At 37.6% G+C, this 24,248-nt stretch carries 18 protein-coding genes; 12 read left to right on the top strand and 6 right to left on the bottom strand.

Features of this window, described 5'->3' with window-relative positions; all coding sequences use genetic code 11:
* Window positions 1-5: 5 nt before the first annotated feature.
* The 3 genes from ACJVDH_RS03490 to ACJVDH_RS03480 all read left to right on the top strand — a co-directional run bounded on the left by ACJVDH_RS03490 (window position 6) and on the right by ACJVDH_RS03480 (window position 4,337).
* A complete protein-coding gene (locus ACJVDH_RS03490) occupies window positions 6-2,300 on the top strand; it encodes a glycoside hydrolase family 3 N-terminal domain-containing protein (RefSeq protein ID WP_443946187.1) in 2,295 nt (764 codons plus the stop codon).
* 44 nt (window positions 2,301-2,344) lie between these two features.
* On the top strand, window positions 2,345-3,772 hold the full coding sequence (locus tag ACJVDH_RS03485; RefSeq protein ID WP_443946186.1) for a glycoside hydrolase family 30 protein: 1,428 nt from the start codon (window positions 2,345-2,347) through the stop codon (window positions 3,770-3,772).
* Between the two features lie 100 nt (window positions 3,773-3,872).
* Window positions 3,873-4,337 (top strand): hypothetical protein, encoded by a 465-nt coding sequence (locus tag ACJVDH_RS03480; protein WP_443946185.1) that lies wholly within the window; start codon window positions 3,873-3,875, stop codon window positions 4,335-4,337.
* Window positions 4,338-4,345: 8 nt separating this feature from the next.
* Here ACJVDH_RS03480 and ACJVDH_RS03475 read toward each other — a convergent pair whose 3' ends face one another.
* Together ACJVDH_RS03475 and panB are read right to left on the bottom strand one after the other, a co-directional pair.
* The gene (locus ACJVDH_RS03475) at window positions 4,346-5,032 is read right to left on the bottom strand and encodes an RluA family pseudouridine synthase (protein ID WP_443946184.1); all 687 of its coding nucleotides are present in this window, start codon (window positions 5,030-5,032) and stop codon (window positions 4,346-4,348) included.
* A 116-nt stretch (window positions 5,033-5,148) separates the two neighbouring features.
* The gene (panB, locus tag ACJVDH_RS03470; RefSeq protein WP_443946183.1) at window positions 5,149-5,964 is read right to left on the bottom strand and encodes a 3-methyl-2-oxobutanoate hydroxymethyltransferase; all 816 of its coding nucleotides are present in this window, start codon (window positions 5,962-5,964) and stop codon (window positions 5,149-5,151) included.
* Between the two features lie 414 nt (window positions 5,965-6,378).
* On the opposite strand from panB, the gene carA reads away from it, so the two are divergent.
* The 5 genes from carA (at window position 6,379) to ACJVDH_RS03445 (ending at window position 11,478) form a co-directional block, all read left to right on the top strand.
* The gene (carA, locus tag ACJVDH_RS03465; protein WP_443946182.1) at window positions 6,379-7,491 is read left to right on the top strand and encodes a glutamine-hydrolyzing carbamoyl-phosphate synthase small subunit; all 1,113 of its coding nucleotides are present in this window, start codon (window positions 6,379-6,381) and stop codon (window positions 7,489-7,491) included.
* Between the two features lie 186 nt (window positions 7,492-7,677).
* Window positions 7,678-8,442: an ABC transporter ATP-binding protein gene (locus ACJVDH_RS03460; protein ID WP_443946181.1), complete on the top strand. Its 765-nt coding sequence runs from the start codon at window positions 7,678-7,680 to the stop codon at window positions 8,440-8,442.
* A 93-nt stretch (window positions 8,443-8,535) separates the two neighbouring features.
* Window positions 8,536-9,681 carry an ABC transporter permease gene (locus ACJVDH_RS03455; RefSeq protein ID WP_443946180.1) on the top strand — a complete coding sequence of 382 codons (1,146 nt, stop codon included), beginning with the start codon at window positions 8,536-8,538 and terminating at the stop codon, window positions 9,679-9,681.
* Between the two features lie 102 nt (window positions 9,682-9,783).
* Window positions 9,784-10,743, top strand: coding sequence for a Fic family protein (locus tag ACJVDH_RS03450; protein ID WP_443946179.1), 960 nt, complete (start codon window positions 9,784-9,786; stop codon window positions 10,741-10,743).
* 51 nt (window positions 10,744-10,794) lie between these two features.
* A complete protein-coding gene (locus ACJVDH_RS03445) occupies window positions 10,795-11,478 on the top strand; it encodes an XAC2610-related protein (RefSeq protein ID WP_443946178.1) in 684 nt (227 codons plus the stop codon).
* A 20-nt stretch (window positions 11,479-11,498) separates the two neighbouring features.
* Here the strand turns inward: ACJVDH_RS03445 and ACJVDH_RS03440 are convergent, their stop codons facing one another.
* From ACJVDH_RS03440 to kbl, 4 genes are all read right to left on the bottom strand, one after another.
* Complete coding sequence (locus ACJVDH_RS03440; RefSeq protein WP_443946177.1) at window positions 11,499-12,074, bottom strand: TetR/AcrR family transcriptional regulator; 576 nt, start codon at window positions 12,072-12,074, stop codon at window positions 11,499-11,501.
* A 2-nt stretch (window positions 12,075-12,076) separates the two neighbouring features.
* Window positions 12,077-12,490: a hypothetical protein gene (locus ACJVDH_RS03435; protein WP_443946176.1), complete on the bottom strand. Its 414-nt coding sequence runs from the start codon at window positions 12,488-12,490 to the stop codon at window positions 12,077-12,079.
* Between the two features lies 1 nt (window position 12,491).
* On the bottom strand, window positions 12,492-13,532 hold the full coding sequence (gene pheS / locus ACJVDH_RS03430) for a phenylalanine--tRNA ligase subunit alpha (RefSeq protein ID WP_443946175.1): 1,041 nt from the start codon (window positions 13,530-13,532) through the stop codon (window positions 12,492-12,494).
* Window positions 13,533-13,694: 162 nt separating this feature from the next.
* Complete coding sequence (kbl, locus tag ACJVDH_RS03425) at window positions 13,695-14,882, bottom strand: glycine C-acetyltransferase (protein ID WP_443946174.1); 1,188 nt, start codon at window positions 14,880-14,882, stop codon at window positions 13,695-13,697.
* A gap of 226 nt (window positions 14,883-15,108) precedes the next feature.
* Here kbl and ACJVDH_RS03420 point away from each other — a divergent pair, with 226 nt between their 5' ends.
* From ACJVDH_RS03420 to ACJVDH_RS03405, 4 genes are all read left to right on the top strand, one after another.
* Window positions 15,109-17,556: a DUF5686 and carboxypeptidase regulatory-like domain-containing protein gene (locus ACJVDH_RS03420; RefSeq protein ID WP_443946173.1), complete on the top strand. Its 2,448-nt coding sequence runs from the start codon at window positions 15,109-15,111 to the stop codon at window positions 17,554-17,556.
* A gap of 90 nt (window positions 17,557-17,646) precedes the next feature.
* A complete protein-coding gene (locus tag ACJVDH_RS03415) occupies window positions 17,647-20,100 on the top strand; it encodes a DUF5686 and carboxypeptidase regulatory-like domain-containing protein (RefSeq protein ID WP_443946172.1) in 2,454 nt (817 codons plus the stop codon).
* Between the two features lie 75 nt (window positions 20,101-20,175).
* Entirely contained in the window at window positions 20,176-21,123 is a 948-nt protein-coding gene (gene trhO / locus ACJVDH_RS03410) for an oxygen-dependent tRNA uridine(34) hydroxylase TrhO (protein WP_443947596.1), read from the top strand.
* A gap of 119 nt (window positions 21,124-21,242) precedes the next feature.
* Entirely contained in the window at window positions 21,243-24,125 is a 2,883-nt protein-coding gene (locus ACJVDH_RS03405) for a ligand-binding sensor domain-containing protein (RefSeq protein WP_443946171.1), read from the top strand.
* The last annotated feature ends 123 nt before the right edge of the window (window positions 24,126-24,248 follow it).

Raw genomic sequence — 24,248 nt, 5'->3', positions numbered from 1 at the left:
TTTTTATGCAACTCAAAAAACCGTTCGTGACGCTTCTCGCTGTGGCCGGAATTTTAAGCGCACAAGCGCAAAACCAAGCCAAAATTGATGCCCTTCTATCTAAGATGACCCTGGAAGAAAAAGTTGGTCAAATGGCGCAAATAACACTGGATGTAATTGGTAAAGGGAAAAACCGTTTCGAAAGCGACGAGCCTTTCACACTTGACCAGGCAGAAATGCAGAAAGCATTGATCAAATACCATGTGGGTTCTGTATTAAACACTTCAAACAACCGTGCAAGAACTCCCCAGGTCTGGTATAAAATTATAAGCGACATTCAGAATGTAGCCATCAAGCAAGGAAAAAACAAAATTCCTGTTATTTATGGTGTGGATGAAGTTCATGGAGCAACGTACACTGCAGGCGCAACCATGTTTCCGCAGCAAATTGGCCAGGCTGCAACATTTAACCGAGCACTGGTAAAAGAGGGTGCTTCCATTACAGCGTATGAAACACGCGCAAGTTCTATTCCATGGAATTTTTCGCCCATTCTTGATTTAGGTGCAGACCCGCGTTTTCCGCGGCAGTGGGAAAGTTTCGGAGAAGATCCATATCTGATTACGGAACTCGGGGTACAGGCTGTAAAAGGCGCAGAAGGCGATAATAATAAAGTTTCAAACCCATATAAGGTTGCAACCTCACTAAAACATTTTTTGGGTTACCAGGTTCCCACTACGGGTAAAGACAGAACGCCCGCTTTCATCTCTGACCAGGCGCTCCGCGAATATCATTTGCCACCTTTTAAAGCTGCGGTAGAAGCCGGTGCACATACAGTGATGATTAATTCAGGAATTATTAATGGCGTTCCTGTGCATTCAAATTACAACATCATTACCAAACTGCTTAAAGAAGAATTGGGTTTTAAAGGTTTGGTAGTTACGGATTGGGGAGATATTGAAAATCTTTTCAAAAGAGACCATATTGCAAAAGATGACAAGGAAGCTATTATGATTGCCATTAATGCCGGAATAGATATGAGCATGATCGCCTATAATTATGAGGTGTTCTGCGATAATCTTGTGGCACTGGTAAAAGAAGGCAAAGTGAAACAAGAGCGTATTGATGATGCGGTGAAAAGAATATTATCAGTCAAATTTGCACTCGGTTTATTTGAAAAACCAACAACAAATCCAAAAGACTATCCAAAATTTGGCGGAAAAGAATTTCAAAATGCAGCTTATCGTGCCGCTCTGGAATCCATTACTTTATTGAAAAACGACAATAATATACTTCCCTTAAAAAAAGGAATGAAATTGCTGGTGACTGGCCCGAACGCCAATTCAATGCGTACGCTAAATGGAGCGTGGACGTATAGCTGGCAAGGCGAAAAGGTAGAGGAATTTGCTAAAGATTATAATACAATTGTTGAAGCCCTTCAAAAGAAAAACGGAGTTTCGAATGTGACTTTTGTACCTGGAGTAAGCTATAAGATGGATGGAAAATATTTCGAAGATTTTGAAGATAAACTCGAAGAAACAATTGCTGCAGCTAAAAATGCAGATGTTGTGATCTTATGTTTGGGCGAAAATACGTATACCGAATCTCCGGGTAACCTGAGCGACCTTTACATATCGGACAACCAAACAGAACTTGCGAAAAGAATTGCCGCCACAGGTAAACCTGTTGTTCTGATACTAAATGAAGGACGCCCAAGAATTATCAGCAAATTTGAGAAAAAGATGACTGCTGTTGTGCAGACTTATCTTCCGGGAAATTATGGAGCAGATGCCTTGGTTGAAATCTTGTTTGGAGATGAAAATCCATCAGGAAAATTGCCTTACACCTATCCGCAGTTTCCAAATGCTTTATTCACATATTACCATAAACCATCAGAAGCCCGTGAAACCGTAGAAGGTGTTTACAATTACGATTCGGATTACAATCCGCAATATGTTTTCGGACATGGAATGAGTTACACCACATTCAAATACAGCAACTTAAAACTGAACAGCAATACGTTGAAAAACGGTGAGACTTTAAAAATATCTATTGACGTTACCAACACAGGAAAAATAGCGGGAAAAGAATCTGTACTTGTGTACACTTCAGATTTGGTAGCAAGCATTATCACGCCAGATGTAAAGCGTTTACGTCGATTTGACAAGATTTCACTTAAACCTGGCGAAACCCAAACCTTAAATTTTATGCTTAAAGCCGAAGATCTTTCTGTAGTTAACCTCGATGGAAAAAAAACAACTGAAAATGGTGAATTTAAAATTCAGGTTGGAGATCAAAAAATAAATTTTAATTACACAAATTAATATCCTGAAGGCCAGTTTTATCGGTCCTTAATTATAGTTTAACTATGAAAATTATACATAAAATTACGTTTGGCACTGCATTGCTTTTATCGGCTTGTGCAAGTAAAAAAACAATCCATACTCAAAATAGTGGAGCATCAGCTCCAAGTGAAGTTGCTTTTTGGCTTACCACCGGGGATCAATCGGCTTTGCTTACCAAACAAAATGTAGCATTGAATTTTTCTCCGGCACCAAATACATTTCCTACAATAGAGATAGATGCAAAAACCACATACCAGTCAATTGATGGTTTTGGTTATACGCTCACCGGAGGAAGTGCTACGCTGATTAATGCTTTACCTGTTTCGGAACAGGATCAGTTATTAAATGAACTTTTTTCCCTTAAAGAAAATGCAATTGGTGTAAGTTATATACGTGTTACAATTGGGGGATCTGACTTAAGTGCAGAACCGTTTACGTACAATGATTTACCGGAAGGAGAAAAAGACGAAAAGCTTAGCCGTTTTTCAATAGCAAAAGAACAGGCGGATCTGATTCCTGTCTTAAAAAAGATTGTTGCAATAAACCCTAAAATCAAGTTTTTAGGATCTCCGTGGACAGCTCCTACCTGGATGAAAACCAATAATAGCTTTAAAGGTGGAAGCCTGAAACCAGAATATTATCAGGTTTATGCCAGTTATTTGGTTAAATATATTCAGGCGATGAAAAAAGAAGGGATTGTGATTGATGCGATAACGCCACAAAACGAGCCTTTACATCCGGGTAATAACCCAAGCATGTATATGGAAGCTGCAGATCAGAGTGTATTTATTAAAACAGCTTTAGGTCCGGCATTTAAAAAAGCGGGCATTGAAACAAAAATTATTGTTTATGACCATAATGCTGATCGGCCAGATTACCCTTTAACCATTTTAAATGATCCTGACACAAAAAAATATGTTGATGGTTCTGCTTTCCATCTTTATGCTGGTAATATTTCGGCTTTGTCTCAGGTTCATGATGCACATCCGGATAAAAACGTTTACTTCACTGAGCAATGGGTTGGTGGGCCAGGTAACTTTGCAGAAGATTTAAAATGGCACGTGTCTACGCTTATAGTTGGCGCTACGAGAAACTGGAGTCGCAATGTATTGGAATGGAATTTGGCGGCAGATTCAAATTACGGTCCGCATACCGATCAAGGTGGCTGTACATCGTGTTTAGGTGCCATTACTATTGCGCCAAAGGTGAATCGGAATGTTGCCTTTTTTATCATCGGCCACGCATCAAAATTCGTTCGCCCGGGTTCTGTACGTATTGCGTCAAACATTACCAATAACCTGCAAAATGTAGCTTTTAAAACTCCTGAAGGCAAATTTGTTCTTATTGTTTGCAATGGAAATAATAACAACACGGTTTTTAACATTAAATACAATGGAAAACAAGTTTCTACATCTTTGCCAAAAGGTGCGGTAGGAACTTATGTATGGTAAGGTTTAAGTTTAATTGTTGGTTGGCCTCGCATTGCGGGGCTTTCCTGTTTCTGAGGGATTTTTGGCAAGGCCTTTGCTAAATACAACTAAATACATACTTATGAAAAATACAATAACCATACTTTCACTTGCAATGGTTGCGCTAAGTGCTTGTACTAGTGAAAATAAAGACAAAACTCAATTGGACTCTGCATATACTTCAATGAAAAGCATTTCTAACCGAACGCAGTGTTACAGCTACATTAAAAACAGAGATACCGCAAACCTGAAAATTGACTTTGATGGTGATAAATTTACGGGTGTGCTGAATTATAATTTATTTGAGAAAGATAAAAATGCAGGTACAATTGCAGGTATTGTTAAAGGCGATACTTTACTTGCCGATTATACCTTTAATGCAGAAGGAACAACATCTGTAAGAGAAGTTGCCTGGATTACAAAAGGCGACAGCTTACAAGAAGGTTACGGCGATGTTGAAGACTTAAAAGGCAAAGCTGTTTTCAAAAACTATGCGAAACTGAGGTTTGATAAATCTCTTATTTTTGAAAAAACAGATTGCAAATAGCGCCTATTTTAAAGATTTTCAAAACGCTCCCAAAAACCATCAACCGGGAGTTTAGCAAAAATATTTACGGGTTCTTTTTTTACAGGATGTAAAAACTGAAGTCTTCTTGCGTGGAGGCAAATACTTCCTTTTCTGCTTCCGCGCGGATAACCATATTTATTGTCGCCAACAATTGGGCAGCCCATACTAGAAAGCTGTACTCTGATTTGATGTGATCTGCCTGTTAACGGATCAACTTCGAGTAGAAAAAAATCTCCAACTTGTCCAATTAAACGATAGGAAAGTTCTGCACGCTGGCTACCTGTAACTTCAGTTTTGTAATGTGTAACCAGGTTTTTTTGAGGGTTTTTCACCAACCAGTGTACTAGGGTACCAGAATGCTTTTCAGGTTTGTTTCTAACAACTGCCCAGTACGTCTTTTTAACCTCACGGTTTTTGAAAGCCGCATTCATCCGTTCTAAAGCCTTACTGGTTTTGGCAAAGAGTATTACGCCACTTACCGGTCTGTCCAATCTGTGTACTACGCCTAGAAACGCACCATTTGGTTTTTCATACTTTTTAGCGATGTACTTTTTAACTTGTTCATCCAAAGGTTCATCTCCGGTTTCATCCACCTGCACAATATCTCCGGCCCGTTTATTAATAGCTATAAGATGGTTGTCTTCAAAAAGTACGTCTTTATCAGTAATTGGCATTATATCCTCCGCCCCCAAAAGGTGAATTTATTTTCTACAGAACAGATCAATTCATTAATAACTGATCTGCCTTTTTTGTCTTGTAATATTGTTTTTCCGGCCAGATGATGGCTGTATTAATACTGCTCTTTTTCATTTGGAAAGTCATTGGCTTTAACATCGCGAATATAAGCTTGCGCAGCGCCATAGATTTCTTCGTAAAGATTTACATACTGGCGTAAAAAACGAGGTTTAAATCCTTTAGTTAATCCAATCATATCGTTTACCACCAATACTTGCCCGTCGCAATGCTGACCTGCGCCAATTCCGATAGTTGGAATACTCAGACTTTCTGTTGCCACTTTGCCTAATGCTGCAGGTATTTTCTCTAGCACAATAGCAAAACAACCTGCGGCCTGCAAAGCAAGCACATCCGTTTTCAATTTATTGGCTTCAGCATCTTCTTTTGCTCTTACAGTGTAGGTACCAAATTTATAGATAGATTGAGGAGTTAAACCCAAGTGCCCCATTACCGGAATGCCCGCTGCAATGATGCGTTGTACAGATTCTACAATTTCTTCTCCGCCTTCAAGTTTTACGCCATGTGCGCCAGATTCTTTCATAATCCGGATGGCAGAATTTAACGCTTCTTTAGAATTTCCCTGGTAAGATCCAAAAGGTAAATCAACAACCACAAAAGCGCGTTTTACAGCTCTGATTACTGAAGATGCATGATAAATCATTTGATCTAAAGTAATTGGCAAAGTGGTTTCATGGCCAGCCATTACGTTTGAAGCCGAATCTCCAACCAGTAATACATCTAAACCGGCATCATCCAGAATAGTTGCCATAGAATAATCATAAGCAGTTAACATGGAAATTTTTTCTCCACGTTGCTTCATAGCCTGCAAAATGTGCGTAGTAACCCGCTTTATTTCTTTATGTACCGACATTATAATTGTTTTGTGGTTCCAAAAGTATCGTTTTTTATTGAAATAAGGTTAAAGGGGAAAGACTAAACTGCAGACATGTTGATACTTTTACAGTCATAAGTAAATTCCCAGATTGACGCTGATTATAGGTTTCTTCTTATAACATTTCCTAATTGAAACAAGACTTTGTGTTGACGGCATTTCCAGATTTTTATCCTAAATCTGCTCTCCTTTCTAATGCCTCCTCATGTTTCGCCTATCTGTTTGTTCTTATTTCATTTTTCTCTTTATTTTTCGAATCTAAAAATCTATCTTTGTACCCCGAAATGGAAGGGATTAGTTCATCAATTTTTGCACCCTGCAAAATCGGCTTTAATGCCGAAAGCCACCCTTTTTTCAACTCTTTTTTAAATAAAAATCCATATTGTATTTATCATGACTAACTACACCAAGTTACCTGCAATTCTATTACTTGCCGATGGCACTGTATTTTACGGAAAAGCTGCCGGAAAAATAGGGACAACAACCGGCGAAATTTGTTTCAATACAGGAATGACAGGTTACCAAGAGATTTTTACCGATCCGAGTTATTTCGGCCAGATTATGGTAACCACAAATTCCCATATTGGTAATTATGGTATCCACACAGACGAGGTTGAATCGGATTCAATAAAAATTGCTGGTTTGGTTTGCAAAAACTACAACATTGTTTACAGCCGTAAAGAAGCAAAAGAATCTATTCAGGATTATTTTCAAAACGATAATCTGGTTGCCATTTCGGATATTGATACCCGTGCGTTGGTAAGACACATTAGAGACAAAGGCGCGATGAATGCCATTATCTCTTCTGAAATTACTGATCTTGAAGAGTTGAAACAAAAACTTGCAGATGTTCCATCAATGGAAGGTTTGGAGCTTTCATCAAAAGTAAGCACTAAAGAACCTTATTTTTATGGAAACCCTGAGGCATCTTTAAAAGTTGCAGCATTAGATTTAGGCATCAAGAAAAATATTTTGCGCAACTTTGAAAACCGCGATATTTATGTTCAGGTTTTCCCTGCAAAAACCACGTTTGCAGAAATGGAAAAATTTAATCCAAATGGCTATTTCATTTCTAACGGCCCTGGCGATCCATCGGTAATGCCTTATGCAGTAGAAACCATTAAAGAAATTTTAGCTGCAGACAAACCGCTATTCGGTATTTGTTTGGGGCATCAACTATTGGCAGAGGCAAATGGTATTGGTACAATGAAAATGTTTAATGGCCACCGTGGTTTAAACCATCCGGTTAAAAACATCATCAAAAACCATTGCGAAGTAACCTCTCAGAATCATGGATTTGGTGTGATTCCGGACGAAGTAAAAAATTCAGAAAAGGTAGAAATCACCCACATCAACCTAAATGATCAATCTATTGAAGGTATCCGTGTAAAAGGTAAAAAAGCTTTCTCTGTACAATATCACCCAGAGTCTTCTCCGGGCCCGCATGATTCTCGTTATCTTTTTGATGATTTCGTAGATGTAATCACCGGAAAACTGAGCTGGTAAATCATACCGTTCAACAGAACGTTTAACTCGATATCAAATCTGCGGATGAGTGGTAAAATTTGCTACTGGTTCGCAGATTTTGTTTAGTATCACTTTCCAGAATAAAAAACATCATCTTACCGACATTTTCGAGGTATCGTGTGTAAATTCATTTTCTATTCATTCTAAGCTTCATACATTCGCAACATGGAAACAAGAAAAGCCATTATCCGCGTAAACAACCTGGTTAAAAATTACGAAGATTTTAACGCTGTTCAAGGCATAAGTTTCGATGTTTTTGAACATGAAATTTTCGGATTACTTGGTCCGAACGGTGCGGGTAAAACCACTACACTGGAAATTATTGAAACTCTTAGGGATAAAACCTCTGGAGAAATTGTTGTAGATGGATTTTCTGTTGATAAAAATGCGCACGAAATTAAGCAGATAATCGGCGTTCAGCTGCAGGCTGCAGGTTATTATCCAAACCTAAACCTGATTGAACTGATTGAACTTTTTGCCGGCTTATATGGCGCGAATATCAAACCAATGGAAATGTTGGAGAAGGTAAATCTTCAAGATAAAGCAAAAGCAAAATACAAAGCTTTATCTGGCGGACAAAAACAGCGTTTTTCTATTGCGACGACTTTGATTAACCAACCAAAAATTATTTTCCTTGACGAGCCGACAACAGGCTTAGATCCTCAGGCAAGACGTAATTTATGGAATTTGATTACTGAAATTCGCAACAATGGAACTACAGTAGTTATAACCACGCATTATATGGACGAGGCCGAACAATTGTGCGATCGGGTAGCTTTTGTTGAGCGGGGAAAAATTATCGCACTGGATACGCCCGATAAACTAATTGATAATCTCGTTGAAAGTGGTTTCGAGCGAAAAAAGGAAGTTAAAAAGGCCAATCTGGAAGATGTTTTTATCCACTTAACAGGCAAAGAGTGGAGGGAATAAACCCCGGCCCCCTCAAGGTGGAGCAATAAGCATAGTGGTAAAGCAGGATTATTGAAAAATATTATATAATACAAATCGAATAGATCAAATAGCATGGACGATAGAAAGGAAAAGTCTCCTTTAGGGGATTTAGGAGTGAAAAATTCAGCTTCGCCCGAAAAAAACAGAGGTTACAGCAACACAAAAGCTACTCTTGCTTTAGCTAAAGCAAGCTTTCGCTCTATAATGCGTAGTCCATCGGCAGTTGTATTTACGCTTGCTTTTCCACTTATCTTCATTTTAGTTTTCGGTTTTCTTGGCGGCGGTGGTACTCGAATAGATGTAGGTATTACACCTGGTTCTGATGTAAACAATCCAATTACAGCCTCAATGGAAAATACCGGAATGATTCGTTTGGTAAAAGATAAATCGGCAGAAGATTTTGCTAAACTGCTTGAGAAAGGCAATGTTGACGCCATGATTGATATCCAACGGAAAAACAGTTCTCAAGCGTATTCTGTAAAAGTTGTTTATACTTCTGCATCGAGAGATAAAGGCGGCATTCTGAAATCCGTTTTAAACAACCTTTTTTATGATAAAACCCTTAAACCCTCTGTTGCGGAAATTAGAGAAAGTACGGTAGAAGGCCGTCAATATAAAACTATCGATTTTATTTTACCCGGACAATTGGGCTTCTCTTTACTAAGCACTGGTGTTTTCGGTACTGCATTTGTGTTTTTGAGTTTGCGCCAAACGCTGGTTATTAAACGTTTTTTTGCTACGCCAGTAAGGCGCTCAAGCATTGTAATTGGCGAAGGTATTGCCAGAATAGGCTTTGCATTAATTGGAGCACTATTTATCATTTTATTGGGTCATTTTTTCTTTCATTTCACGCTGGTTCATGGAGCGCTCACGGTGCTGAATATGTTAATTTTAGCTACTATCGGGATTATCGTTTTTATGGGCTTTGGCTTTATCATTTCAGGTATTGCAAAAAATGAAAGTATGGTTCCCCCAATTTCTAATATTGTTACCTTACCACAATTCCTCTTATCAGGAACATTTTTTTCTATTGAAGCTTTTCCAACCTGGTTACAACCTATTAGTCGGGCGCTCCCACTCACCTACCTAAATGATGCGATGCGAAAAGTAGCTTTTGAAGGGATGGGTTTATGGGATGTTAAATTTCAAATTATGATTTTACTGCTTTGGGGAATTGGTATTTACGCCGTAGCTGTTAAGGTTTTCAAATGGGAATAAATTAAAATAATAGAGATCAAAAAACGATCTCTATTATTTTGTCTAATTTTTTAATATCGGTACGGTATTATAAATATCAAAACGATATTAGTATATTTGAGAATGTTATGGGAAATCGACCTTAATGATATTGAAGAATTTGATTCACAAATAGACCGGCTTTATGAGAAAAAGGCTCGGATTGCCGCTTCGCGTCCATTACCCAGCAGTTCATTAAATCGTATAAAAGACGACTTAGCACTCGAATGGACATACAACTCAAACAGTATTGAAGGCAATACACTTAGTTTAAGGGAAACCCAGCTCGTACTTCAAGAAGGTATAACCATTAAAGGAAAATCTTTAAGAGAACATTTCGAAGCCTACAATCACGAAAAGGCAATTAATTATTTATATGGTCTGGTAAATGAAAGTTATACTTTGCGCAGCATAGATATTTTGTCGCTGCATGGTCTAGTACTTCGCAGTATTGAAGATGATTTTGCTGGGAGAATCCGTAATGGCGGTGTACGAATTGTTGGCGCAAACTTCACACCTCCAAATGCCAATAAAGTTTCTGACTTCTTAGACGATCTGATTCAGTTTACCAACGAAAATCTTTTAGGTTTAAATGAAGTTGTTTTGGCAACGGTATTTCATCACCGCCTGGTTTGGATTCATCCTTTCTTTGATGGAAACGGCAGAACAGTGCGTTTAGCGATGAATCTTTTACTTATGAGAAAAGGGTTTCCTCCAGCCATTATTTTAAAGAACGACAGGAAAAAATATTACGAGGCTTTAAACCAGGCCAACAAAGGCAGCTATAAAAAACTCTGTCTGTTAATGATTCAGGCACTTGAACGTTCGTTAAATATTTACATTGCTGCACTTCCGGGAAATGACTATACAGATTATGAGCCCATTGTAAATATTGTTCAGGAACCAGAAATACCTTACGGGCAAGAATACATTAGTCTTTTGGCAAGGCAAGGCAAAATAGACGCATATAAAGAAGGGAAAGACTGGCTGACCACAAAATCTGCGGTCCAGGATTACATTCAAAACAGGAAGCGGAAACGTTAACGATTTTTAACATCTCAAACTGGATGAATCCAGTATTTTTGCACTATAGAAATGAAAAGAATACTGATCATCATATTATCATCTGTAATGTATACGGCATCTTTTGGTCAGTATAAATTTTTGGCACCAAATGCTTCAAACCAATATGATGCAAAAGTTTTTGTGAATGATTACGACAAAAACATTTGCAGCGGGAAAGGAACGATAATCATATACGATAAAGTCACAAACCACGAAGTGCAAAGTTTCCATTCAGAAAACCTGATTTTTACTTTAAATGAAAAGCAGAATGGAAAACTGGGCTGGCTGGAGCTTGGGAAATATCAAAGTCCGATGATTTTTGGCGACTTTGATTTTGATGGTAATGAAGACATCGCTGTGCGCAATGGAACCAATAGTGAAAGTAATAGTCCAGCTTATGATATATACCTGTATAAATCTGCAGATAATTTTGTTTTAGATCCTCAGCTTACCAAATTGGCGCGTACCTATATGGGTATGTTTTTGGTTGATAAAGCAAACAAACAGCTTTCAGTGGAACAAGAAGTGGGTTGTTGCGTTCACAAAACAATTCACTTCCAATTGGATGATAAACTACAATGGATAGAAGTTTCGTCGGTTATTGAAGATTTAAGCGTTACAGATTACGTTACCGTAATTACGCAAGCCATTGTAGACGGAAAAATAAAGAGAACAGTAGAAAAATTTAAAACCAAGGATTATTACAAAAAATAATTCCTTGATTTTAATATATTTTAAAGTGCAGCTTTTACCAGGAAAGGTAAAATCTCTTTCTGAAAACTTACAAAATTTTTGCGTACGTCAGAATCGCTTACCGAGGTAAAAGCAAAAGAAAACACAATACTTTTACTTGCTTTAAGCAAAAATGCTAAACCTTCTCTTCTGGCCGGATTATTTTTAAAGTTATCGAGTTCCAAATACGCAGCCAGCAATAAAGCTTCTAACTGGTCTGAAAGGTGTTTTAGAAACTCTTGAGAATTGGCATTTTCACGCACAAAATCCCAACCAATAAATTCATTGCAAGCGGTAAAAGACAATCGGCTGGTTTTCATCACCAATGCTTTCAGATACTCTTCTTCAGAAGAATAGCTTACTTTGTTGTGCAGGATTTCATTTAAGTTTTGATCCAGATAATCCATCAGAATGCTATCTAAAACCTGCTCTTTACTTTCGAAATACTTATAGATTGTTGCCTTGGCAATACGCGCTTTTTTGGCAATCTCATTAACACTTGTTTTGTGGTAACCATATTTTCTAAAAAGCTCTTTAGCCGCTTTTTTAACGGTTTCCTTAATTTTGTCTGCTTCCATTGCTAGTTAATTACTCGTAAATTATTTCCTGCAATTGTTACAGTATATTGTCTTAGCGATCGTGTTGCGGGTGCTTTAACCGGACTTCCATCCTCGAGCAAGAATTTCGCTCCAGAACAAGGATCGGTTGCGGTAATCGTCGGGTTGTCTAATGTTACCGCACAACGTTGATCCGGATTTACAGTACTGCACCGATCGAAAGCTACATAACTATTATCGGTTCGCCTGTAAAGCACTAAACCTGCAATCCCATAACCATCAATTGTTACTGCGCCGCCGGCACTGCTTAATCTGCTTAATCGCGGATCTGTGAGTGGCATGGTGAAGTTAACGGCAATATCGGGTACAAAATTATCGCCTTTTCCACAACCCGAAAAGAGCATTGTTGCCAACAGAAGACCGTATAAATACTTCATATTAAATTAATGCAGATTTGTATTGTTTAAGAAAACGGACATCATTTTCAGAGAACAATCGCAAATCTTTAATTTCATATTTCAAATTCGCAATCCGTTCTATTCCCATACCGAAAGCAAATCCGCTATATTTTTTTGAATCTATACCACAGTTTTCCAAAACATTAGGATCTACCATTCCGCAGCCTAAAATTTCTACCCAACCACTGTATTTACACAATTGGCAACCTGCACCTTTACAAATGGTACAAGAAATATCCATTTCTGCAGAAGGTTCTGTAAAGGGGAAATATGAAGGACGGAAACGCACTTTAGTTCCTTCGCCATATAATTCCTGAACGAAATAAAATAAAGTCTGTTTTAAATCTGCGAAAGAAACGTTTTCATCTACATACAAACCTTCTATCTGGTGAAAAAAACAGTGTGCACGTGCAGAAATGGCTTCGTTTCTATACACCCGGCCCGGCATAATTGCCCGAAACGGCGGTTGCCCCTGCTCCATCATTCTGACCTGTACAGATGAAGTATGTGTACGCAAAGCGATATCTCCTTTTTCGCCACCTTTTTTGATAAAGAAAGTATCTTGCATATCTCTTGCCGGATGTTCTTCCGGAAAATTCAACGCAGAGAAATTATGCCAATCGTCTTCGATTTCAGGGCCTTCGGCAACAGTAAATCCAAGCTTTGCAAAAATTTCTACAATTTCTCTTCTCACTAAAGCTAATGGATGGCGCGAGCCAACTTCAAAGCCTTCGCCAGGCAAACTTAAATCAAGCCTTAAATTTTCGGCTTTGCCTGCATTTTGTTCTGTGGTGTCTTTTAAGGTTTGATATCTAGATTCGGCAAGTTGTTTAAATTCATTCAATACCTTTCCTAACGATCTTTTTTCTTCTACAGAAACCGTTTTAAACTCATCAAAAACATCTTTTATAATGCCTTTTGTGCCTAAAAATTTGATCCGGAATTGTTCAAGTTCATCTGCTTTGTCTGTTACAAATGCATTGATCTCTTCTGTGTATTGTGTTATTTTATCCTGTAACATGGCTTCAAATATCGGTTTTTTTTTGGTATTTTTTTAGTCAATCGGGTTCAAAAAACGACCTGTAATTCATTATTACAAGAAAATGAACTAAGCGCAAAAAAAATGCATGTCAAAAAAAATCCCATTCAAAAAAGAACGGGATTAAAATATTTTTTTGTCAGATTAAATTACACCAAGTGCTTGACCAACTTTAGTAAAAGCAGCAATAGCCTTATCCAGGTGATGCTGTTCATGCGCGGCAGACAATTGAACGCGGATACGTGCTTTGCCTTGTGGTACAACCGGATAAAAGAAACCGATTACATAAATGCCTTCATCCAGCATTTTTGCGGCAAACTCTTGCGCAATTTTAGCATCGTACAACATTACCGGCACGATTGGATGAAAACCAGGTTTAATATCAAAACCAGCTTCAGTCATTTTTTCTCTAAAATATTTGGTATTGCTTTCCAACTTATCCCGCAAGGCAGTAGTTTCGCTCAGCATATCCAAAACTGCAATTGATGCACCAGCAATAGATGGCGCCAATGTATTGGAGAATAAATATGGGCGAGAGCGTTGGCGCAACATATCAATAATTTCTTTTTTCCCCGAAGTAAAACCGCCAGATGCACCACCTAAAGCTTTGCCTAAAGTTCCGGTAATAATATCTACACGATCAATTACATTAAAATGTTCATGTGTCCCCCTGCCGGTTTTTCCGATAAAACCAGAGCAATGCGATTCATCAATCATTACTAATGCTTCATATTTATCAGCCAGATCGCAAATTTTATCTAAAGGAGCAACAGATCCATCCATAGAGAATGCGCCATCTGTTACGATAATGCGGTGCCTGCAACCTGCAGCAGCAATAAGTTGCTTTTCCAGATCTTCCATGTCGCTGTTTTTATAGCGAAAGCGTTGTGCTTTGCATAAACGTACACCATCAATAATTGATGCATGATTTAATTCGTCAGAAATAATGGCATCTTCAGCATTAAATAGAGGCTCAAAAACACCGCCATTTGCATCAAATGCAGCGGCATATAAAATGGTATCTTCCGTACCTAAAAAGGTAGAAATTTTAGCTTCAAGTTCTTTGTGTACATCTTGTGTACCACAAATAAAGCGTACAGAAGACATTCCGTAACCGTGTTCATCAATGGCTTTTTTGGCCGCTTCAATAACTTTTGGATGCGATGAAAGACCGAGATAGTTATTTGCACAGAAATTGATTACTTCTGCGCCACTACTCACTTTAATATCTGCGCCTTGCGGAGTTACGATAATCCGTTCGCGTTTAAATAATCCGGCTTGCTCTATTTCTTCAAGTTCTTTTTGAAGTACAGGTTTTAGGGTTTTATACATTGTCTTTTTATGGTTGATATTGGCATTCAAAGTTATAAAAAAATGCATATTCTCCTAGTCTGGAGGCGCCAATCGCGGCAAAGTTACAGGCCATTTCATTGCGTTGTAGAAAACAATGGATTGTTTTTTATGCCTTTGAATAATATTTTTTGGATTGCTAAAACTTTAGTGCCTCTGCAGGTGTATATGATAAATAATCTATAATTTTAGATTTCCCACTTAAACTATGTTAAAAACCTATACGCTTATCTTTTTCTGCGCACTCGCTAACCTTGCTTTTTCGCAACAGTTTACAGTAAACGGAACCATTAAAGATACCGATGGACAAGCCATTCCGTTTGTATCGGTTTACATTAAAAACACTACTAAAGGCACATCCGCTAACGTAGATGGCAAGTACGTTTTTAAACTAGATAAGGGCAGTTATACGCTTAATTTCAGGGCAATTGGATATAAACAGCAAGATCAGAATATAGAGGTTACAGGCAACAGTAATGTAAATGTAACCTTACAAGCAGAAAGTTATACGTTGGGCAATGTAACCATCCGAGCAAATGCAGAAGACCCGGCATATGAAATTATCAGAAATACCATCAAAAAGCGTAAAACACATCTCGATGAAATTAAAGCATACAGTTGCAATGTTTATATAAAAGGCGCGCAACGTTTAAATGGTGCACCGAAACGTTTTTTTGGAAGAGATATTCAAAAAGTTCTGGAGTTGGACACCAATCGTCACGGAATTATTTACTTATCAGAATCTGAAAGTAAATTTTATTTCCGGGAACCGGATGATATTCATGAAGAAATGATTTCTTCTAAAGTTGCCGGCCGTAACAATGCTTTCAGCTTTAACAAAGCTTCAGATCTGATTATCAATTTCTATCAGAATTTGCTATTGGAAAACAAATTAAGTTCGCGTGGTTTTGTATCGCCGATTGCAGATAACGCACTTTTCTATTATCGATATAAACTGATTGGACAAACGCAGGAAAACGGCACCACAATTTATAAGATTCAAGTGATTCCGCGCAGGGAAAATGATCCGGTTTTCAGAGGCAACATCTATATTATGGAAGAAGGCTACAGACTCTACAATACAGATGTATATTTAACTAAACAAGCCGGCATTAATTTTATTGATACCTTAAACATTAACCAACAATTTACTGAGGTAGAAAAGACTTATATGCCAACCAACATCAATTTTCAGTTTAACGGAAATGTATTGGGCTTCAAATTTTCGGGATATTTTTTGGGCGTATACAGCAATTATGACATCAATCCAAATTTTGAAAAAGGTTTTTTTAATGGCGAGTTGTTGCGCGTAACAGAAATGGTGAACAAAAAAGATTCACTTTATTGGAAAAATAACCGCCCAATTCCATTAACATTAGATGAACGCCTGAACTACGTTAGAAAAGACAGTATTGCCAAACGTAAAGAATCTAAGCACTATCTGGATTCTTTAGAAAAGGAGAACAATAAATTTACCATCGGAAAACTCTTGCTGCGCGGCTATAGTGTAAACAATCGTTTTAATAAAAAATATTACAGTTTCGATCCCATTTTGGGCGGCATTTTATACAACACAGTAGAAGGTTTTGCTTTTAAATATGGTTTAACATATAAGCGGGATTTTGAAAACAACGTGAGTTACTCTATCCGGCCAGAGTTGCGCTATGGATTTGCCAATCAAAAATTAACCGGAAGTTTAACCGGTAAATACCTTTATGATCCGAAAAAACGTGCAAGTGTTGGCGTAGCTTTTGGAAATGGAATTTTTGATTTAAACAACCTTGGCTCTATGACTTTGCTGGGCAATTCTTTAAACTCTTTGCTTTATGAAAAGAACTTCTCTAAATTTTATGAAAAAGCATTTGTAGATCTGGAAACTTCTCGCGAACTGGCAAACGGTTTACAAGGAAATCTGAGCCTGAATTACAGTCGGAATACCTATTTAACCAACAGTTCTGATTTTAAATTTTTCGACGATAAAAATCGGGTTTTCAGCTCCAACAATCCATTTTCACCAGATGCAGAGACACCACTTTTCCCAACTTACAATTCCCTTAGCGCAACTGCAAGCGTAACCTATACCATTCACCAAGAGTTTATTACGCGTCCTGATGGCAAGTTTTATACTGAATCCAAATATCCTAAAGTTACTTTGCTCTACAAAAAGGGATTTGATAAAATTTTAGGAAGTGATGTAGATTACGATTTTGTAAAAGTTGAGCTGATGCAAGACCGTTTTAGCTTTGGTTTGTGGGGTTACACTTCTGCAATGATTGGCGCAGGAAAATTCCTCAATAACAGCAAAATGTATTACCTGGATTACAAACATTTTGAAGGAAACATTTCCAAAATTTTTCCGCCAAATCTAAAACGCTTCCAGTTTCTGGATTTTTATCAGTTCAGTACCAACAAGCAATATATAGAAGCGCACCTGGAGCACAATTTCTCTGGCTTTTTCACCAATAAAATTCCATTGTTAAGAAAGCTCAAGTTAGAAGAGTATCTGGGCGGAAGTTTCTTAACGCAACCGGATAAGAAAAATTATAAAGAAGTATACTTTGGTTTGCAACGTCTAATTTTCAGAGTTGGTTATGGCTTTGCTTACGATGGAAATAAGAAAATTGCACAAGGCATTAGAATGAGCTATGGTTTTTAAAAATGTGGCGTTTTAATTTGCAAAAGCCAATTTATTTTCGTTCACTGAAACTTTTTACTATATTTCATGACGACGATTTGACACGAACGAATGAGGATATTTTTAAAGCTGCTTTTTTTGGCTTTTCTGGGGGGATTTAACACTTACGCACAACAATTTACAGTTACGGGCAAAATTACAGATGGCAAAAACAATGTTATTCCATTTGTAAGTTTGTATGTAAACTCTACAACTAAAGGTACGTCTTCTAATGTAGAGGGCAGTTATAGGATTAATCTCCCGAAAGGAAAATCTGATTTATTATTTACGGCAATTGGTTTTGAAGAAAAACTGGTTACGGTAAACCTGAGCAAAGATACCACCTTAAATCTCAGTTTAACGCCTAAGGTGTTTATGCTGAATGAAGTTACTGTTGGCCGGCGAAAATCCAGCGATCCTGCAGATGAGATTATCAGAAAAGTGATCGAAAACCGTAAAGACTATCTGGACGAGGTAGATGCATTTACCTGTGAAGTATATACCAAAGCTATGCAAAAGTTGCTCTCTTCTCCGCGTCGTTTTTTTGGTAGAGATGTTGCTAAAATACTGGATCTGGACGAAAAAGGACAAGGTATAATCTACTTATCAGAAACAGAATCCAAACTCGATTTCCAGAGGGAAAATAAAATTAAAGAGGTAATGGTTTCCTCAAAAATTGCCGGAAACGACAATGGATTCAGTTTTAACAAAGCATCTGATCTTACCATCAATTTTTACAAAAATGTCGTTTTAGAAGATAAACTAAATGTACGGGGTTTTGTGTCGCCAATTGCGGACAATGCTTTTTCTTACTATCGTTTTAAATTGATCGGTACCAGCCAATCCGGAAACCAAATCATCAGCAAAATACAGGTTACACCGAAACGAGAAAATGATCCGGCATTTACCGGCGAAATTTATGTGATAAACGATACGTGGCGATTAAATTCCGTAAATCTTTATCTAACCAAAAAATCGGGAATAGAATTTATTGATACATTAAACATCAAACAACAACTGGTAGATGTGAATGATGTTTATGTGCCTTCATCTGTTCAGTTTGATATTAAAGGAAAAGTTTTCGGGTTTAAATTTTCTGGCTATGTGGTTGGCGTGTATAAAAACTACGATGTAAAACCCGTTTTCAACAAACGCTTTTTCACTAATGAAATTTTAAAGATCAATGCATCTTCAAACAAACGCGATTCTTTGTATTGGGCCAAATCCAGGCCGGTTCCTTTAACGCGCGAAGAAAGCATCAACTACATTAAAAAGGACAGTGTAAGTCAATATAAATCGTCAAAAAAATATCTCGACTCAGTAGATAATATCAAAAACAAGTTTAATCTGGCGCAAATACTAATTACACCTTACATTTTCTACAAGAGTTATAATAAAAAAAGTATCACTTACGATCCTTTGGCGGCCAGCGTTTTTTACAATACTGTAGAAGGTGTGGCTTTAAAATATGGCGTTACGGTACGGCAGGGTTTTGATGATGGACGATATTATTCTGTGAGGCCGGAAGCCCGTTATGGTTTTTCAAACAAACATTTTAATGGAAGCATTAACGCTAAATATTTTTATGATCCTATTCGGAACGGATTAATCTCTGTAGGTTTTGGTAGCGAAGTGGCCAATTTAAGCCCGCTGCGCAACACCAATCTCTTCCGAAACAGCTTAAATGCTTTACTTTTTGGCAAAAATTTCTCTAAATTTTATGAAAGAAGGTACTTAAATGTGCAAATCAGCAGGGAATTTGCGCCAAGTTTTGAAGTTAAGATCACAGCAGATTACGCAGAGCGCGAAGCTTTGCTAAACTCCAGTTATGAAACTTTCAGAAAAACAAATGAGTTTACGTCAAACGATCCATTTAACCCAACAGATGATCAGAGTTATCTTTTCCCAAAACATACTGGTTTCGTATTGACTGGAATGCTGGCGTACACCATTGCTCAGAAATACATTACACGCCCCGACGGCCGCTTTTATATAGAAAGCAAATTTCCCAGAATAGAATTTAACTATAAAAAAGGAATCCCGAATGTATTCAACTCTGACGTCAATTACGATTTCATTTCGGCAGAAATTTTCCAGAAAGATGTACACTGGCTGCTGATGGGAAAATCCTCATTATTAATTGGTGCCGGAAAATTCCTGAACACCAAACAACTGTATTATCCGGACTGGAAACATTTCAGAGCAAACCGATCTTTGATATTTGATGCAGATGTACGCAATTTTCATTTTCTTGATTTTTATCTGTTCAGTACCACGAAGCAATATTTCGAAGCCCATTTCCAACATAATTTTGGTTCTTTCTTTATCAGCAAAATCCCACTTTTGCGGAACTTAAAACTCGAAGAAATTATTGGCGGCGCGTATTTATCATCGCCAGAAAAAAGAAATTACAGCGAATATTATTTCGGGTTTAAACGGTTAAATTTCCGGATAGATTATGGTTATGCTTTTGATGCCAATAAACGGATAAAACAAGGTTTCAAAATCTCTTACGGCTTTAATTAATTGCACTTTTACCGATAAAAGTATTTGCTTATCTTTGCAACGCTTTAAACGCCGTTTGCAGCGGTATCAGCGCAGATTATGAAATATCAAACACTTCTTTATTATTGCTATAGTCACATAGCAGACGGCGAACAATTCGCCGCAGATCATCTTAAATTTTGTAAATCACTAGGTTTAGTTGGCCGCATTATTGTTGCCGATGAAGGTTTAAACGGTACCGTTTCCGGAACGCCAGAAGCTTGTGAAGCATACATGAACGCCATACATGCAGATGAACGTTTTGCCAAAACAGAGTTTAAAATAGACAATGTTGAAGAACCTTCTTTTATTAAAATGCATTGCCGCTATAAATCAGAAATTGTTCATTCTGGTTTGCGCGATACATCGATCATCAATCCAAATGAAAAAACCGGTAAACATTTGGAACCTGTAGACTTTATGGCGATGAAAGATGATGAAGATGTAATCATTTTAGATGTACGTTCAAATTACGAACACAACCTCGGAAAGTTTAAAAATGCAGTGACTTTAGATATTGAAAATTTCAGGGATTTCCCCGAAAAAATCAATGAACTGGCGCAATATAAAGACAAAAAGATCCTTACGTATTGCACCGGCGGTATTAAGTGCGAAAAAGCATCTGCATTGTTGTTGCACCATGGTTTTAACGATGTTTACCAATTGCACGGTGGCATTATTAAATACGGTAAAGAAGCTGGTGGTAAAGATTTTGAAGGCAAATGTTATGTTTTTGACAACCGGATTGCGGTAGATGTTAATGCAGTAAATCCAACAGTGGTTTCGGTTTGTTACAATTGCGGTAAAACCACGCCAAAAATGATTAACTGTGCAAATCCGGAATGTAATGAGCACATTACGCAGTGCGATGAATGCGGCGATCAGTTGCAAGGTTGTTGCTCTGAAGCTTGCACTACAAACCCACGTAAAAGACCTTATGACGGTACTGGTTACTATGTAAAAGTGCCACAACCAATTGGCAAACAGGTAGAATTGTCCAAATAAAATTTTTAAAGAATCCGCAAATCATGCGGATTTTTTTTTGCCCTAAAACCGTATGATTGTGCCAGGTCACCGATTGGATTTTTTTTAGTTATTTTGCAACAGTCAAATCCGTCCCTTTTATGCCAAATATCAAGAAGCTTTTTATCTTAATTCTAGTATTTATTTCTGTAAAGCTTCATGCCCTTGATATAAAAAGTATTGGTGTTCCTTATATAGAAAACCATTCTAAATCTACTTATGCTGCCGGAAACCAGAATTGGAGCATTACCAAAGATAAAAATGGCTTAATGTATTTTGGCAATAACGATGGCTTGCTGGTTTTTGATGGTAAGTATTGGCAAAAACATCAGATGCCAAACCGGCAAATTGTTCGGGCGGTGGCAGCAGATGGAAAAGGTAAAATCTACGCAGGTGGTTTTGGCGAATTTGGATATTGGGCCGTTAAAAACAATAAACTTAAATACCATTCTTTAGTTGGGCAACTGCCAAAAGGGACATCGGTTACAGACGAGATCTGGAAAATTTATGTAGACAAAGACCGCGTAATTTTTCAATCTTTTTCCAAAATCATCATTCTTAAAAACAATAAGATTGAAGTGGTAAAATCGCCGTCGTCTTTTTTGTTTCTACACAAAGTGAACAACCGGTTTATTATTGAAGTGCTGGAAAAAGGCCTTTTTGAATTGATTGGAAATAAGTTGGTTCATTTGCAAAGCAGTGAAAAACTTGGCAAAGAAGGCGTACTTTCTATTTTGCCGTATAAAAATAACGGCTTTTTGATTGGCACCAGCAAAAATGGTTTATTTACTTATAACGGTGGGGATTTTATTCCGCTAAACTCTGCTGCAAATGGCTTTTTAAAAACCTACCAGTTAAATAATGGTGTTCGTTTAGGGAAATATTACGCCTTCGGAACCATCCTGAACGGATTGATTATTATCGATGAAAATGGAGGCGTTGTACAGCGCATCAATAAATCAAGCGGTTTGCAAAACAATACTGTACTAAGTATTTATGCAGATAACGATCAAAACCTTTGGACTGGACTTGATAATGGAATAGACCGGATTGAGCTGAACTCACCTTTGTATTTTTATTTCGATAAAACCGGCCTTTTCGGAACAGTTTACAGCAGTATAATTTTTAATAATAAAATTTATCTGGGTACAAACCAGGGATTATTTTACAGCGACTGGTCTACAGATAAGGAACTGCTGCCCTTTAATTTCCGTTTAATCCCCAACTCGCAGGGACAGGTCTGGGATTTATCGGTAATTGATGATGAGTTGATTTGCGGGCACAACAGCGGAACATTTAAAGTAATTGGCGATCGCATTGAAAAAATTTCTGCTTATGGCGGAGGATGGACGATAAAAAAACTCAACACAAACCCCAATTTCTATATTCAAGGCAATTATAACGGCGTTTCTTTATTTAGTAAACCTGCCGGAAGTTCTCTTAAACTTATTTCTAAAATTACCGGTTTTGATGCGCCCTCTCGCTACGTAGAGCAAGACAGCAAAGGCGATATTTGGGCCAGCCACGCATATAAAGGTTTATACAAACTTATTTTAAGTCCGGATTATAAAAGAGTAATCAACAAAAAATATTTTGATGAAAAGAATGGTTTGCCCGGAAATTACAACATCAATATTTTCAATCTCGAAAATCGAATTGTTTTTTCATCCGATAGTGGATTTTATACTTATGACGAGTTCAGCAACAAGTTTTCCAAATACGAGGTTTTAAACAAAAACCTGGGTTCTTTTTCAACCTCAAATAAAATTATTAAAGCCGGCGAACGGAAATATTGGTTTATTAACCACGGAAAAACTGCGTTGGTTGATTTTGCTGAAGCCGGAAAAATTGAAATTGACTCCAATCAGTTTAGTTTGATGGACGGCCGAATGGTGCAGTATTATGAAAACATCAGTCGCATTAACAATTCTATTTATCTGATTAGTATTGATGACGGCTTCGTTATTTACAATACGTTACAGAACAAACAACTTGCAAAAATTGTCCTTCCAAGCGTTCTGATTCGCCATATTGATGACATTACCGACAAATTTCATGTTATCAGTGAGGTTGGAAATGGCGATGCAGCAGTAGAGATTATCAACAGCAGAAACAATATTCGCATTTCTTATTCCCTGCCCTATTATCGGCAATCTAAAATCAAATACCAGTTTTACATGGAAGGTTATTCTAAAGAATGGTCAGACTGGAATTTTGCTACGCAGAAAGATTTTACGAACCTGAGCAGTGGAACCTACACATTTAAGGTGCGCGCAAAGCTGGATGATAGTACCGTAACAGAAATCAGCAATTTCGAATTTACCATCCTTCGCCCTTGGTATCTGAGCAACTGGGCTATATTCTTTTACCTGATTGCATTGGCAATTGTACTTATTTTAGGCAAAAAAATATACGAACGCAAACTGGAGACAGATCGTTTAAAAATCAGCAAACGCTTGCAGACAGAACAGGAAGAAATTATCAAGCTGGAAACCGAAGCAAATGAAAAACAGATTATCCGCTTGAGAACTGAAAAGTTACAGGCAGAACTGGCCTCAAAAAACCGGGAACTTGCCAACTCTGCAATGACTCTGGTTTACAAAAATGAATTGCTGCAAAAATTAAGCGATGAGATTACAAAACTGAAAGATGAGACTGGCAAAAAACTTTCAGAAGACCAAACACGCAAAATTCAGAAAGTAATTAACGATGGCATGAATGATGAACGCGATTGGAATCTTTTTGAAAACAGTTTCAATGAAGCACATGAAAGTTTCTTTAAAAAACTAAAAGCACAACATCCGGATCTGGTTCCGAACGACCTGAAATTATGTGCCTATCTACGAATGAACATGAGCAGTAAAGAGATGTCTTCCTTATTAAATATCACACTTCGGGGGGTCGAAATCCGCCGTTACAGATTGCGCAAAAAATTAGGTGTTCCACATGATAAAAACCTCACAGAGTTCTTAATGGAGCTTTAAGGTACTACATCATTACCTCTCATAAGCCAATTTTGAGACCCTACAAAAAGCTTAGTGTAAAAATCACACTTTGATGTAGTTGTTCTATTGTTCCTTTTACATAAAAACTGTGTTTTTGGGCTG

The organism is Pedobacter terrestris (assembly GCF_052343045.1).
GTDB lineage: Bacteria > Bacteroidota > Bacteroidia > Sphingobacteriales > Sphingobacteriaceae > Pedobacter.
Note: the sequence above shows the minus strand (reverse complement) of the source record. Positions and strands in the feature narration are given on the sequence as shown.